Here is a 13488-nt window from a genome sequence, read left to right on the forward strand (position 1 = left end):
TGCGAGGGTAAATTTCTTTTATAAGCTGCAATAGCACAAATGCTAGAATGATTGTTATGTAAATGATCATAGGCTAACTCGTCATCATAAGCCATTCTAAAAATGTAGATATTTCGTAAAAGAAAAGTTTTAACAGTCGCAATAATTCAATTGTCATATAGATATAACCAACGAAAAATAAAAAAAACGCAAATTCCTTTTTGCCAGTAGATTCAAAAAACAAGTGAAGAATAGCTATTAAAATACCAATTCCCGCAACTCGAAGTACATCGTGAAGTTCCACAATGCCTCCCCCTTCCATACAAACAACATATGATAGCGTAGAGCGTAATATGAAAGAAAAGTGCATATGAGGATGAATACTTAGATCTATATTCTAGTAAAGAAAGGGTTTTTATTTTCTTAGTCGAATTATTTAAGAGTTATTGATGTTAACTTAAACAAACAAATTCTTAAATTTGGTATGAAGGGGAGAATATATTAGTTGATCATTCGTGCATATAAAGATTCTGATGAAATAGGTTGGATTCGATATAGAGTGCTATCATTTTTGCATACAGCTTATTTTGATAATGTTTTAAACAAAAAGGAAAGCTATGAAAATCCTGCAATCGAATTAGTTGCAGAATTAAACGGACAAATTGTTGGACTCATTGACGTTGAGTATGAAAAAGAAGAAAAGACCGTTTGTTCAAGAGGAGAAGGTTTAGGAGGAATGATTTGGCATATTGCTGTTCATCCAGATTATTATCGACAAGGAATTGGCGAGAAACTACTTCATGCAGCGGAAAAGCAAGCAATTAATATCGGTCTAAATCGTTTTGAAGCTTGGACTAGAGATGACCCTTGGGTACGGAACTGGTATGAAAAAATGTTGTTCCATAAAGTGCATTCATACTACCATATTTACTTGGAAGGAAAAGAAATGAAAAATAAAATTCAAAGTAGCATCCCTAAACTCCATTTAGTCAATGCATTTGCACACTATGTAGGAGACGAAATGGAACAGTTTAAAACATCTAGCCAACGAATTCATGAATGTGTTTGTTATGAAAAATATCTTAAAATTCAATAGTTCCTTGTGCAACTACCGTCCGTGCTTTACTTCAATAAGAAGTAAAGCCTTTTTCTTAGCTCATTTTTATCTATCTTTATTACTATTTTTTTGTAAAAAAAGAGCCTCACAAATGTGAGACCCTTCATCGAATATAGTTTTAAATTATTGTGCTCTTGATACGTATGAACCTTCATCTGTATTGATGATTAGCTTATCGCCAACATTGATAAACAATGGAACCGTTACTACTAAACCAGTTTCAAGACTAGCAGTTTTAGAACCGCCGCCTGACGTATCTCCTTTGATACCTGGCTCTGTTTCCGTTACTTCAAGAACAACTGATTTTGGTAATTCTACTCCTAGTGTTTCCCCTTGGAATTGAATTACATGTATTTCCATGTTTTCGCGTAAGAATTTTAATTCATACTCGATTTGGTTTTCATTTAACTCAATTTGTTCGTAAGACTCAGTATCCATAAATACATGCTGATCACCATTTGCATATAGATATTGCATTTTAAAGTTATCAATTTGTGCTTTTTCCACTTTTTCTCCAGCGCGGAAAGTTTTTTCGTTTACTGCACCGTTACGTAAATTTCTCAACTTAGAACGTACAAATGCTGCGCCTTTACCAGGTTTTACATGTTGGAAATCTAGCACTCGATATAATACACCATCCACTAAAATTGTTAAGCCTGTTTTAAAATCATTTACTGAAATCATTATTTTTCCTCCAAATTAAGATAAGATTAGTAATTCTTTTGTTGAATGCGTTAGCTTCTCTAAACCATTCTCTGTCACAAGAGCGTCATCTTCGATTCTAACTCCACCAATATTCGGCAGATAAATACCAGGTTCAATCGTGATAACCATACCTGGCTCCAAAACGATATCGGAACGGAATGACAATCCAGGACCCTCATGCACTTCTAAACCAATCCCATGACCCAACGAATGACCAAATGCTTCCCCGTAACCTTTTGAAGCAATATAATCTCGAGCGATAGCGTCAGCTTCTTTACCAGTCATTCCTGGTTTAACTTTTTCTAAAGCTAATAGTTGAGAATCAAGGACTACTTGATAGATTTCTTTTAATTGATCACTTGGTTCCCCAACTGCCAACGTACGTGTCGTATCCGAAATATACCCATTGTATAATGCACCGAAGTCTAATGTGACAAAATCTCCATTTTCAATGACTTTATCCGTAGCAACACCGTGCGGAAGTGCTGAACGTGTTCCAGAAGCTACTATTGTATCAAAGGAAGAAGAAGTTGCTCCTTTTTTGCGCATGAAAAATTCTAATTCATTCGATACTTCAAGCTCAGTCATACCTGGTTTTATGTAAGTAACGATATGCTCATATGCTTCATCAGCAATACGACAAGCTGCCTTTATTATACTAATCTCTTCGTCCGTCTTAATCAAGCGAATTTTTTCAACAAGGCCTGAAAGTGGCACTAAATCGACTTGTACAGCTTGCTTGTATAGTTCATAATCGCTATACGTCACATCATTTTTTTCAAATCCTAATGAGTTGATCCCCATATCTGTTACTTGTGTAGCAATTTCTTCCATCATTGTTTTCTTATGTTGTACTATACGAAAATCTTTAATCTGACTCGCGGCTTGCTCTGTGTAACGAAAATCTGTTATAAACACTGCATCTGTTTTAGAAATTATTGTGACACCAGCTGTTCCAGTGAATCCTGTCATGTAGCGGATGCTATGACCATTCGTAATTAACAGAGCGTCTACTCCATTTTCTTCAAGTGCTGCACGTAATTTACTAAGTTTCATTTTTAGCCCTCATCTCATTTTCTATATTACTTCTTTGTATATTTTATCATAGTAAGTGAGGGCGGTAAATTTTTCATTTTTCTAGAGGATTATCTTTGTAGTGAAATATCGCCGATTCCATGATGAAACGAACAGCTACTATAACAATACAGATAAAAGGGATCGATATTTTTTTTATCGTTTTCTCTATTGAATCTGCATCTAAAATAATCCATTCAAGTACAATCGCAATGATGAGGCCTATGGTAAAACTAGTGATGGAAACCGGAATTTTAATAAATAATAATCCTAAATAGTATAGAAGAAAACAAATTCCCCAGATGACTAAAAATAAAATAATCCATTTCAAATATACATTGGTCCCTTTTAAAAAGAGGAAAGTTTTCGTATATCCGATAGGATTCCACTTGATGAATTGAAAATAATCCAACATTTTAAATAGAATGGTCGTTCCCATTGCAGCGACCATACTAGTAATAATCGATAATCCTTTCATGTAAATCTCCTTTGTTTTTCCTATAGTTTAAGCGAAAGAACTAGTAATTAAACATTACAACAAAATAAAAGCACAAGTGATAAGAGAACTTATCAGCTTGTGCTTTAGAATTATTATAGAAAAATATGAGATCCATGGAACGATCATATCTTAGTACACGTGAAATTTGTTAAGGCTTTTGTACTTTACAGCCCACATTTTAGTTGAGCATTGCAATTGGTGCATGTGTTACATCCACCCATTTCTTCCACAGTACCTTTACGACAGACAGGACATGTATTTCCAACTTCTGAACCAATCGTTACATTGGTTGAGCGTAAATCTTGAATCGTATCTATTAAAACTACATGTCTTTTTTCTACTCTTTCTTCTTTTGGATGATCTTCTAATGTGTTTTCCTCTGCTTTTAACGTCAGAACTTGTGAGTCGCGACTTCCATCGACATACACAGTACCACCCTTAGCTCCACCACGATATAAACGCTCGTACACTCCTTCAACCTGTTCAACCGTATATCCACGTGGTGCGTTAACCGTTTTAGAAATAGAACTGTCAATCCAACGTTGAATGATACATTGCACATCTGCATGAGCTTCAGGAGCAAGTTCCATCGCAGTAACAAACCATTCTGGGAGATTTTCTTCTTCAGCAGATTCATTTTGACCTAAATATTCTTGCACAATGTCTGCTTTCACTTCTATAAATTTACCTAAACGACCACTTCTATAGTAAGTGAATGAATAATACGGCTCAAGTCCAGTAGAAACACCAACCATTGTTCCAGTTGAACCTGTAGGTGCGACTGTTAACAAATGAGAATTTCGAACACCATTCTCTAAAATAGAATTTCGAATGTCTTCTGGCATTGAACTCATAAATCCTGTTTCCGTAAATGCCTTACGCAAGCGATTAGTTTCCTCTTCTGTCTCACCAGTTAAGAATGGGAAGCTTCCGCGTTCTACAGCAAGTTCTGCTGATGTTTCATATGCTGCGATCGCAATTGTTTTAAAGATTTCATCTACTAAAACATTACCTTCATCTGAACCATACTCTTTTTCACAATAGATTAACAAGTCGGCAAGACCCATTACACCTAAGCCTATACGTCTTTCACCAAGTGCTTGTACTTTGTTTTCTTCTAAGAAGTATGGAGTTGCATCGATAACGTTATCTTGCATACGTACACCAACACTTACTGTTTCTTTTAACGCTTCATAGTCCACAGTCTTAGTTTCTTTGTTTGCAAATTGTGCTAAATTCACAGCAGCCAAGTTACACACAGAATATGGTGCAAGTGGTTGCTCTCCACAAGGATTAGTAGCGACAACTTTTTGTCCATATGCTGTAGCATTCGTTTTTTCATTTGCATTATCGATGAAGAAAACACCAGGTTCTGCAGAATAAGTAGCACAAATATTGATCAAATTCCAAAGATCTTTCGCTTTTACTGTGCGATAAGTTCGAACCTCATAGCCCATTCTTTCCCACTCACGAACATCGCCAATTTTATGCCAATTTTCGTTGTAGAAATCCATTTCTTCTGGAGAATAAGCTTCAGTTGCCGGGAAACGCAAGTCAAAGTCGCTGTCTTCTTCTACTGCTTTCATAAAGTCATCCGTCAGCGTCACGGAGATATTTGCACCAGTTAAAAACTCAGAATTATGAACGGAATAAGTTCCGCCATCACGTAATTTTGTTTCAGCATCACGAATGATTTCTGCATTAAATCCACCTAGACCTGGAATAGCTTTGTAATTGATAATCCCTTGATACATCGCTTCTTCCTGAACAGTAAGTGGTTTGAATTTAAGCTTGTCCTTCGCGAGTTGTTTGATCGTTTCATCATTTGTGTTTTCAATCAAAAAACGTAAAATACGAGGGTTTTGCATTTTAGAGATTATAAATTCCGCAATATCAGGGTGCCAATCTGCTAGCATGATCATTTGTGCACCTCTACGAGAACCACCTTGTTCGACAAGATGAGTTAGTTTAGCGATATCGTCTAACCATGAAACAGAACCAGATGATTTTCCGTTTACTCCTCGAGCTAACGTATTTCTTGGTCTTAGAGTAGAACCGTTTGTACCAACTCCACCACCACGGCTCATAATTTCCATAACTTGTTTGCGGTGGTCACTAATCCCTTCACGCGAATCTGCAACGAATGGCATCACATAACAGTTAAAATAAGTAACATCCGTTCCCGTTCCTGCACCATATAATACTCGTCCAGCTGGGATGAATTTTAAAGAAACTAGTTGTTGGTAGAATTTCTCAAACCATTCTTCCCGTTTTTCTTCTGTTTTTTCTACAGACGCAAGTCCTGTCGCGTTTCTTTTGGCAATTTGCTCGTAATATACTTCAAGAGGTTTTTCAATCACGCTTAAAGGACGAGTAATAATTCCAGATTCGATCTTGGCAGCATCGTCAATCGCACTTCGGTAATCTTCCTCGATTTGCACTTCAGCTGTTTTCGCTTGTTCGTTAATCGAAACGATATACCCTAGACCACGCGCTGGAAATTTAGGATCTTCTTTAACTGTTAGAACAACAAAGTCTCCTGCTTTTAACGTTTTCTTTTCCGTATCCTTAAAGGAATAACGATCGATCATGACAAGTCTCGACACACCTTTATGTGTAAGTGTCATATCTTCTGTGATCGAATGTACTTGTGGAAATAATTGGATATCTTTGTTTAATGCTTCAACATTTAAAGTAAGGTTCGTTTCATTTTTAGTTGTTACCATTTACTCTTCCTCCATTCTACAAATTGCAATTGACACAACATGTAGTAGTTTCATTTATAATACGACACAATATATTGAAGAGTAAAGCGAAACTAGTCAGGATTAATTAATATAATCCCTAACTCCTAGTTTTCGAATTTACTATAAGACATTGTTACTTTTATTTTTTATAATTCCATTTATCATTAGCATATCTTGTCACTTCTAGTTGTTTTACGTAATTCTTCTGTTCTTGCGTTAAGTTATATTCGACCAATTCTATCTCCAAGGCATCTGCAAATCCTTTTTTAAAAGCAGTTTTACATTCTTCCATTGTTACCGGTTTTGATATTATTTTGTTAATGGAGACAGCTTTTTGAGATAGGCCTTTTCTCACTTTCTCTCTTACCTCTTCTGAAGCGAATTTAAACGTTTGAATTAATTTATCTTCATCAAGATCAAGTAATATTGCACCATGTTGTAGAATAACACCTTTTTGTCTTGTTTGTGCACTACCAGCAACTTTCTTTCCTTCGACGACTAATTCGTACCAGCTCGGTGCATCAAAACAAACTGCTGATTTTGGGTTTTTTAAATTTTCTTTCTGTTCGTCTGTATTCGGAACAGAAAAATAAGCGTTTAAACCAAGATTTTGAAATCCTAGCAGTAAACCCTCACTGATAACACGATAAGCTTCGGTTACAGTTGCTGGCATACTTGGATAACTCTCTGTAACGATTACACTGTATGTAAGTTCATGTTCGTGAAGTACCCCTCTTCCCCCTGTAGGTCTACGCACAAAACCAAGTCCTAATCTTTTCACTGCTTCTATATCAATCTCTTTTTCCACAGTTTGAAAATAACCAATTGATAATGTTGCTGGATTCCATTCGTAAAATCTAATAACCGGGGGAATAAGACCCTCACTATGCCAATCCAGTAAGGCTTCGTCCAACGCCATATTGTATGATGGACTGCAGGGGCCAGAATTTATGAAGTACCATTTTGTCTTTTCCACCTTAATCTCTCCCTTCACAACGTGTATCATTTTATCAAATAGATTGAATTGTATCTAGCACTTCTTTTATAATGAATAGGAAACATAGAGAGGGGAAAGACCGTGTTAGAATTATTGTACTTCGTTATCGCTATACTTGTTGCCTTTTTAGTCTATGCTGGAATCTCGGCATATCGTTTAAAGAAAACTGTAACCAATCTCACGCAAGAACAATTTATTGAGGGTTACCGTAAAGCACAGCTTATTGATGTGCGTGAACCAAAAGAATTTGATGGTGGACATATTTTAGGAGCAAGAAATGTTCCTTCTACTCAATTTCGTCAGCGTTATAAAGAAATTCGTCCAGACAAGCCCGTGTACTTGTATGATCAAAGTGGTGCAAGAAGTGCGCGTGCAGCAATGTTTTTAAAGAAAAAAGGATATACACAGTTATTCCAGCTCCAAGGTGGGTTCAAAGCTTGGACAGGTAAAGTTAAATCTAAGTAATACATAAGGTTCTTCTAAACAGAGGAACCTTTTTTCTTTCATCCACACAATCTGGAGGGTTTAGATGCAAAAACACATTTTGTTTTCTCATTTAGAAGATTTTAGAATCACTCACCCAAATTATGATGATTTTGCTATTGTTTCAAGACGAATTATTGCTACGTTGAATGAACGGGCAACAGGAGATTGGCAAGTAATTGATATTGGCGACTCTATTCTTCAACTGGAGGGAAATTTGTTAGATATGATGGAAAAAGGCTTACTTCCATACGAAGTGCTATGTTCTATTTTCGAAGCAAAGGCTCAGCGTAAGATTTCTAGTAAGTCTCCATTAAGCTTTGAGAATAAATTAGAAGTTGTAGAAACATTTGAAAACAATCTTATTTTCTTTCCACAATATAATGTGGCCTTAACTCTTGCATTTAACTATTCTGGAGGAAATACCTGGCCAGAATATCAGTTTTTTTCAACTTCGGTAGATCAAGCCTTGAGTTTCTTACAAGAAATTAACGAAAAGCTAAGACAATTGTTAATGCAGTCTGTAACTTATCTGGTGGATACAGAAAATGGTGTCCAACGGAGAAATTATGGAGAGCAGGCAGCTGTGAGTAGAGACGATGTCCTTTTAGCAGAAAGTATTAAACAAGATATTTTTCGTTCCATTGATGAATTTTTTAAACAAGATGGGTATTTCTTTAAAGAATATGGACTTCCCTATAAGCGAGGTATTCTTCTTTATGGTTCCCCTGGTAATGGTAAAACAACTTTAGTAAAGTCAATTACTGGATCAACGAAAGCTCCGGTTGTCTATTGGCAGATTACAGAGTTTACGGGTAGTCATTCCATCCAAGAAGTATTTGGTATTGTGACAAGGCTAGCACCTGCTATTTTAGTAATTGAAGATATAGATTCCATGCCAGAATATACCCGTTCAGTCTTTTTAAACACCCTAGACGGTGCCCAATCCAGAGAAGGACTATTTATCATAGGGACAACCAATTACCCTCAAAAAATTGATCCTGCGCTTATTAACCGTGCTGGCCGTTTTGACCGAGCGTATGAAATTCCTTCTCCAACAGCAAAAGTACGACAAGATTATTTACGCAAACTAGATATCAAAGGAATACTCTCTGACGACCAAGTGAACGAGATGGCCAAGCTTTCTAAAGGGCTGTCTATGTCCCAGTTAAACGAACTATATATGTCCGTTGCGCTAAACTGGCACTATGATGGGAACTTGGATTACGAGAAGAGAATAGAAGAACTAACAAAGCAAAATAATCGATCAAATAAAAACAACTGGGAAAATGATGAAAACTCTATTGGATTTAACTACTAATGAAGAACTGAGTGATAAATTTGCATTTTACCAATGAACCGAAAAGGATTTTTTACGTAATTGCGGTTATACTCACTATTGCCCTTGGGTTGAGTAGTAGATATTTTAATACGTTGCCTCCTTTCATCCAAAGTCATGCCGGTGATACAGTATGGGCAATGATGGTGTATTTTCTTTTTCGGTTTTTCTTTGTACACAGAAGTAAGTATGTAGCATTATATCTAAGTGTTATTTTTTGTTTTATAGTTGAATTTAGTCAGCTGTATCAAGCAAATTGGATTAATACAATACGTGATACTTTGCTGGGTGCTCTAATACTCGGTAAAGGTTTTCTTGAAAAAGATCTACTACGGTATTGTATTGGTATTGTTATAGCTTTTGTAGTGGATAAAAGGATTTATCCTATTATTGCTCAAAAACACTAGGTATACCCCGATTAAAGGTGCTGAAAAGTTTTTATGATAACCTAAAAAAAGCTTGCCAATTATTAATTGACAAGCCTTTTTATGATAAATAATATTACCCCTCCAATATAAGTTTGCTTTCGCTTTCTATTAATCCCCCCACGTCGTCTTGTTCTTTGCTCATTTTTATCCAATTTACATATCCGTATATTGAGTTAACTAGAAATGCGGTCCACATCACTAACATCGACCAATCGTTTCCACCTGATTGCAATAATGTAATAGCCCATAATACAATGGATAATCCGTTGACGACAATCCATAGCACCCACTGTTCCGCATATCGTTTAATCATCAAAATTTGAGCAATAATGGATAACACGACAGCAACTGAATCAATTCTTACCTGTTGACCTCCAATTAAATGCAGGAAGTATGCATAAAGAACCGAAGTAATAATAGCAATTACAATTAACTGAATCCACTGTATTTTGGTTAAAGTCTTTACTTTAACATCCTCTCCAGTTGCTGACTGATCAACTTTATTTTTATTCCACAAGTAAATTCCAACAAACTGCAACGGAAAGTAAAACAATCCATTTAACATCGCTTCTCCATATAATCCGTATGTATAGGATATGTATGCATATGTTCCAGTTTGGACAATCCCAAAGTAATAATTACTGATTTTCCCTTTCGCTACTAGAACAACGCACAGCATCCCTGTCAGAGAGCTAATCAAACCCAGCAACGAGTCACCCCATGCAAAAAATAAGTAAATATTTACTAAAGTAAAGACTCCTAGCCAAGCTAGCTCAAATTTCGTCCAGTTTTTCATCGTACCCTCCAAAAAGTTTAAATTTGCCTCTGATACCTACTTGAAAAGTCGTAGAATACTCGGAAGCGAAACTAATCCTTTATAGGATAAAAAGCAAGCATACTCTTCTTTCTCTAGCATTAATCCAATACTAGAACGTAAATAAAAAATAAGAGATACCAACGTCGATTAGGACCAACATGAATATAAACTGAACCCAACTACCCTCAGAAGTTGAGTCTTTTGTTTTTTCTTTCATTATTAATCTAACTCAGTTGTCTTTACACCTGTAAAGTTTTTAGTTTACAGTAATAGTATACGTATATGGATATAAAGTTACAATAAGAATTTTATATTTTAATAGAGTAGTATGTCCTTCAAAGGAATATGTTTACATGCTCGAAAAGAAAAGCCGGACTCAATATAGGTTGGGTGTGATAGTTAGAAACATATTAAGTGTTTTATTAGCAATTGAAAGTACTAATAGATACAACTAAAAGGGTGTGATCCCAGAAGAATCACACCCTTTTTCTTTTATGCTTTTATATATCTTAATACCGGCTTACGCGCAGCTTTTGTTTCATCTAAACGGTTAATAACTGTAGTATGAGGAGCATTTTGCACGATTTCTGGATTTTCTTCTACTTCTTTTGCAATTTGAATCATTGCATCGCAGAATGCATCCAAAGTTTCTTTTGACTCGGTTTCTGTTGGCTCGATCATCATACCCTCTTCTACATTCAATGGGAAGTAGATTGTTGGTGGATGATAACCAAAGTCAAGCAAACGTTTGGCCATATCTAGCGTACGAACGCCCAGTTTCTTTTGGCGACGACCACTTAGTACGAATTCATGCTTACAATGGCGGTTATAAGGAAGATCGAAATGTCCCTCTAATCGTCTCATCATATAGTTTGCATTCAATACAGCGTACTCTGTTACAGCTTTAAGACCATCAGGACCCATTGAACGAATATACGTATAGGCACGAACATTTATACCGAAGTTTCCGTAGAATGGTTTAACTCTTCCAATTGTTTGTGGACGGTTATAGTCAAATGTATATTTGTCATCCTCTTTTACGAGTACCGGGCTTGGTAAGAACGGTATTAAATCAGCCTTAACTCCAACTGGACCTGAACCAGGACCTCCGCCGCCATGTGGACCTGTGAAAGTTTTATGCAAGTTTAAGTGAACACAGTCAAAGCCCATATCTCCAGGACGTGCTTTTGACATAACGGCATTTAAGTTTGCACCGTCATAATACAATTTACCACCCACACCGTGGATAATCTCTGCTAATTCTAATATTGTTTCTTCGAATAAACCTAATGTATTAGGATTAGTTAACATCAACGCAGCAGTATCTGGACCTACTACACGACGTAAATCTTCCAAATCTACTAAGCCTTCCTCATTTGATTTGACGGTAATCGTTTCGAAACCTGCAACTGTTGCGGAAGCAGGATTCGTTCCATGCGCTGAGTCAGGTACAATTACTTTTGTACGCTGGGTATCCCCATTTGCTTCATGGAATGCACGAATCATCATGAGCGCAGTCCATTCTCCATGTGCACCTGCAGCTGGTTGAAGTGTCACTTCATCCATCCCAGTGATTTCGATCAAATGTTCCTGAAGATCGTACATTAACTCCATTGCGCCTTGAACAGAAGCCTCATCTTGTAATGGATGAATATTCGCAAACCCAGGGAAACGTGCAACTGATTCGTTAATTTTTGGATTATACTTCATCGTACAAGAACCAAGCGGATAGAATCCTGTATCCACCCCATGATTTCGGTTAGATAAAGCCGTATAATGACGCATAATATCTAGTTCGGATACTTCCGGCAATTCAGCTTCTTCCACGCGCTGCATACCTTCTGGTAATAGAGTTGATAAATCTACTTCAGGTACATCTAGTTCAGGTAGGTTATAACCTACACGACCCTCTTTCGTAATTTCAAAAATTAGTGGTTGATTATCTTTATGCATGAAGAGCCCCCATTTCTTGCACGAGTGCATCTATTTCTTCTTTCGTACGCTGCTCTGTAACAGCAATTAATACATGGTTTTTAAGATCTGCGTTCACTCGCCCTAGATCAAATCCACCGATCATTCCCTTTTCAAGAAGTACTTTATTTGCATCTGCCACGGAACCATTTACTTTTACAACAATTTCGTTAAAATGTGCACCTTGATACGGCACTTCGAATCCTGCATTTTCAAAGGATTGTTTTGCATAATGTGTTTTTACAATATTTTGAGTTGCCATTTCTTTAACACCTTTTTTACCAAGTGCTGTCATCGCAACGGAAGCTGCAAGTGCGTTTAATGCCTGATTTGAACAAATATTGGATGTAGCTTTATCGCGGCGGATATGCTGTTCGCGGGCCTGTAAAGTTAGTACATAACCACGACGGCCTTCCTCATCTGTTGTTTCACCTACTAAACGACCTGGAACTTTACGCATAAGCTTAGTGCTTACTGCAAAGAACCCACAGTGTGGACCACCAAAAGCTTCGGAAATCCCGAATACTTGCGCATCTCCAACTGTAATATCTGCTCCAAATTTACCCGGGGGTGTTAAGACACCAAGTGCTAACGGATTGGCCGAAACAATGAACAAGGCATTTTGCGCATGGGTTAATTGCTCTACTTTTGCTAAATCCTCTATTTGTCCAAAGAAATTAGGATATTGAACCATTACTCCAGCAGTATCCTCATCTACTAATTCTTCTAATTTCATCAAATCAGTTACTCCATCTTTCATTGGCACTGTAACTACTTCGATATTTTGTCCTTTTGCATATACCTTCACCACATCTATATATTCTGGGTGTGTTGCTTCTGATACGAGTAGCTTTTTGCGACGCGTATGAGCTGCAGCAAGGTTGCCCGCTTCTGCTAGTGCAGTACCACCGTCATACATAGAAGAATTCGCAAGGTCCATTCCTGTTAGTTCACAAATCATCGTTTGAAATTCAAAAATTGCTTGAAGTTCACCTTGAGAGATTTCAGGTTGATACGGAGTATAGGCAGTATAAAACTCTGATCTAGAAATAACATGATCTACAATAATTGGCTTGAAATGATCATAAACACCAGCACCTAAAAAGGAAGCATATTGTTTACTGTCAGCATTTTTTGCAGCAAGCTGGCTCAATTCTTTCAATAGAGCAGATTCTGCTTTTGCAGGTTTAATATTGTACTCACCTTTAAAACGAACTTTTTCAGGAATGTCTGCAAACAATTCATCAATTGCGGAAATGCCAATTACATCTAACATTTCTTTTTGATCTTGCTCAGTCATTGGTAAATAACGATGCTTCATCAATGTACAAC

The 13488-nt window shown here is 36.8% G+C and carries 13 protein-coding genes; 4 read left to right on the forward strand and 9 right to left on the reverse strand.

The window, feature by feature from the left end; translation table 11 throughout:
• Positions 1 to 73: 73 nt before the first annotated feature.
• On the reverse strand, positions 74 to 283 hold the full coding sequence (locus MHI40_RS10290) for a SpoIIIAC/SpoIIIAD family protein (protein ID WP_093538422.1): 210 nt from the start codon (positions 281 to 283) through the stop codon (positions 74 to 76).
• 201 nt (positions 284 to 484) lie between these two features.
• Between MHI40_RS10290 and MHI40_RS10295 the strand changes: the two genes are divergently transcribed.
• Positions 485 to 1075 (forward strand): GNAT family N-acetyltransferase, encoded by a 591-nt coding sequence (locus MHI40_RS10295; RefSeq protein WP_340762552.1) that lies wholly within the window; start codon positions 485 to 487, stop codon positions 1073 to 1075.
• 144 nt (positions 1076 to 1219) lie between these two features.
• On the opposite strand, the gene efp is transcribed toward MHI40_RS10295, so the two are convergent.
• The 5 genes from efp to MHI40_RS10320 all read right to left on the reverse strand — a co-directional run bounded on the left by efp (position 1220) and on the right by MHI40_RS10320 (position 7097).
• Positions 1220 to 1780, reverse strand: a complete 561-nt coding sequence (gene efp, locus MHI40_RS10300) for an elongation factor P (protein ID WP_093538420.1) — start codon at positions 1778 to 1780, stop codon at positions 1220 to 1222.
• A 15-nt stretch (positions 1781 to 1795) separates the two neighbouring features.
• Positions 1796 to 2857, reverse strand: coding sequence for a M24 family metallopeptidase (locus MHI40_RS10305; protein ID WP_093538419.1), 1062 nt, complete (start codon positions 2855 to 2857; stop codon positions 1796 to 1798).
• A 73-nt stretch (positions 2858 to 2930) separates the two neighbouring features.
• Positions 2931 to 3353 (reverse strand): hypothetical protein, encoded by a 423-nt coding sequence (locus MHI40_RS10310; protein ID WP_093538418.1) that lies wholly within the window; start codon positions 3351 to 3353, stop codon positions 2931 to 2933.
• Positions 3354 to 3538: 185 nt separating this feature from the next.
• Complete coding sequence (locus MHI40_RS10315; RefSeq protein ID WP_340762553.1) at positions 3539 to 6100, reverse strand: vitamin B12-dependent ribonucleotide reductase; 2562 nt, start codon at positions 6098 to 6100, stop codon at positions 3539 to 3541.
• 160 nt (positions 6101 to 6260) lie between these two features.
• Positions 6261 to 7097: a lipoate--protein ligase family protein gene (locus MHI40_RS10320; protein ID WP_093538416.1), complete on the reverse strand. Its 837-nt coding sequence runs from the start codon at positions 7095 to 7097 to the stop codon at positions 6261 to 6263.
• Positions 7098 to 7199: 102 nt separating this feature from the next.
• On the opposite strand from MHI40_RS10320, the gene MHI40_RS10325 reads away from it, so the two are divergent.
• From MHI40_RS10325 to MHI40_RS10335, 3 genes are all read left to right on the forward strand, one after another.
• Positions 7200 to 7583 carry a rhodanese-like domain-containing protein gene (locus MHI40_RS10325; RefSeq protein WP_093538415.1) on the forward strand — a complete coding sequence of 128 codons (384 nt, stop codon included), beginning with the start codon at positions 7200 to 7202 and terminating at the stop codon, positions 7581 to 7583.
• Between the two features lie 64 nt (positions 7584 to 7647).
• Positions 7648 to 8922, forward strand: a complete 1275-nt coding sequence (locus tag MHI40_RS10330; RefSeq protein ID WP_340762554.1) for an ATP-binding protein — start codon at positions 7648 to 7650, stop codon at positions 8920 to 8922.
• 11 nt (positions 8923 to 8933) lie between these two features.
• Positions 8934 to 9347 (forward strand): ribosomal maturation YjgA family protein, encoded by a 414-nt coding sequence (locus MHI40_RS10335; protein ID WP_340762555.1) that lies wholly within the window; start codon positions 8934 to 8936, stop codon positions 9345 to 9347.
• Positions 9348 to 9441: 94 nt separating this feature from the next.
• On the opposite strand, the gene pnuC is transcribed toward MHI40_RS10335, so the two are convergent.
• The 3 genes from pnuC to gcvPA form a co-directional block, all read right to left on the reverse strand.
• Positions 9442 to 10164 (reverse strand): nicotinamide riboside transporter PnuC, encoded by a 723-nt coding sequence (gene pnuC, locus MHI40_RS10340; protein WP_340762556.1) that lies wholly within the window; start codon positions 10162 to 10164, stop codon positions 9442 to 9444.
• A 513-nt stretch (positions 10165 to 10677) separates the two neighbouring features.
• A complete protein-coding gene (gene gcvPB / locus MHI40_RS10345) occupies positions 10678 to 12138 on the reverse strand; it encodes an aminomethyl-transferring glycine dehydrogenase subunit GcvPB (RefSeq protein ID WP_093538412.1) in 1461 nt (486 codons plus the stop codon).
• Positions 12131 to 13477: an aminomethyl-transferring glycine dehydrogenase subunit GcvPA gene (gene gcvPA, locus MHI40_RS10350; protein WP_340762557.1), complete on the reverse strand. Its 1347-nt coding sequence runs from the start codon at positions 13475 to 13477 to the stop codon at positions 12131 to 12133. Before gcvPA ends, gcvPB begins: the two co-directional genes overlap by 8 nt.
• Positions 13478 to 13488: the final 11 nt, after the last annotated feature.

This window comes from Psychrobacillus sp. FSL H8-0510, from assembly GCF_038008345.1.
GTDB classification, from domain to species: Bacteria; Bacillota; Bacilli; order Bacillales_A; family Planococcaceae; genus Psychrobacillus; species Psychrobacillus psychrotolerans.

Bases quoted from the DNA above. Each gene is read 5' to 3' on its own strand.
- gcvPA (WP_340762557.1), bottom strand. From the start codon at position 13,477: ATGAAGCATCGTTATTTACCAATGACTGAGCAAGATCAAAAAGAAATG.
- pnuC (WP_340762556.1), bottom strand. From the start codon at position 10,164: ATGAAAAACTGGACGAAATTTGAGCTAGCTTGGCTAGGAGTCTTTACT.
- efp (WP_093538420.1), bottom strand. From the start codon at position 1,780: ATGATTTCAGTAAATGATTTTAAAACAGGCTTAACAATTTTAGTGGAT.
- gcvPB (WP_093538412.1), bottom strand. From the start codon at position 12,138: ATGCATAAAGATAATCAACCACTAATTTTTGAAATTACGAAAGAGGGT.
- MHI40_RS10315 (WP_340762553.1), bottom strand. From the start codon at position 6,100: ATGGTAACAACTAAAAATGAAACGAACCTTACTTTAAATGTTGAAGCA.
- MHI40_RS10330 (WP_340762554.1), top strand. From the start codon at position 7,648: ATGCAAAAACACATTTTGTTTTCTCATTTAGAAGATTTTAGAATCACT.
- MHI40_RS10310 (WP_093538418.1), bottom strand. From the start codon at position 3,353: ATGAAAGGATTATCGATTATTACTAGTATGGTCGCTGCAATGGGAACG.
- MHI40_RS10305 (WP_093538419.1), bottom strand. From the start codon at position 2,857: ATGAAACTTAGTAAATTACGTGCAGCACTTGAAGAAAATGGAGTAGAC.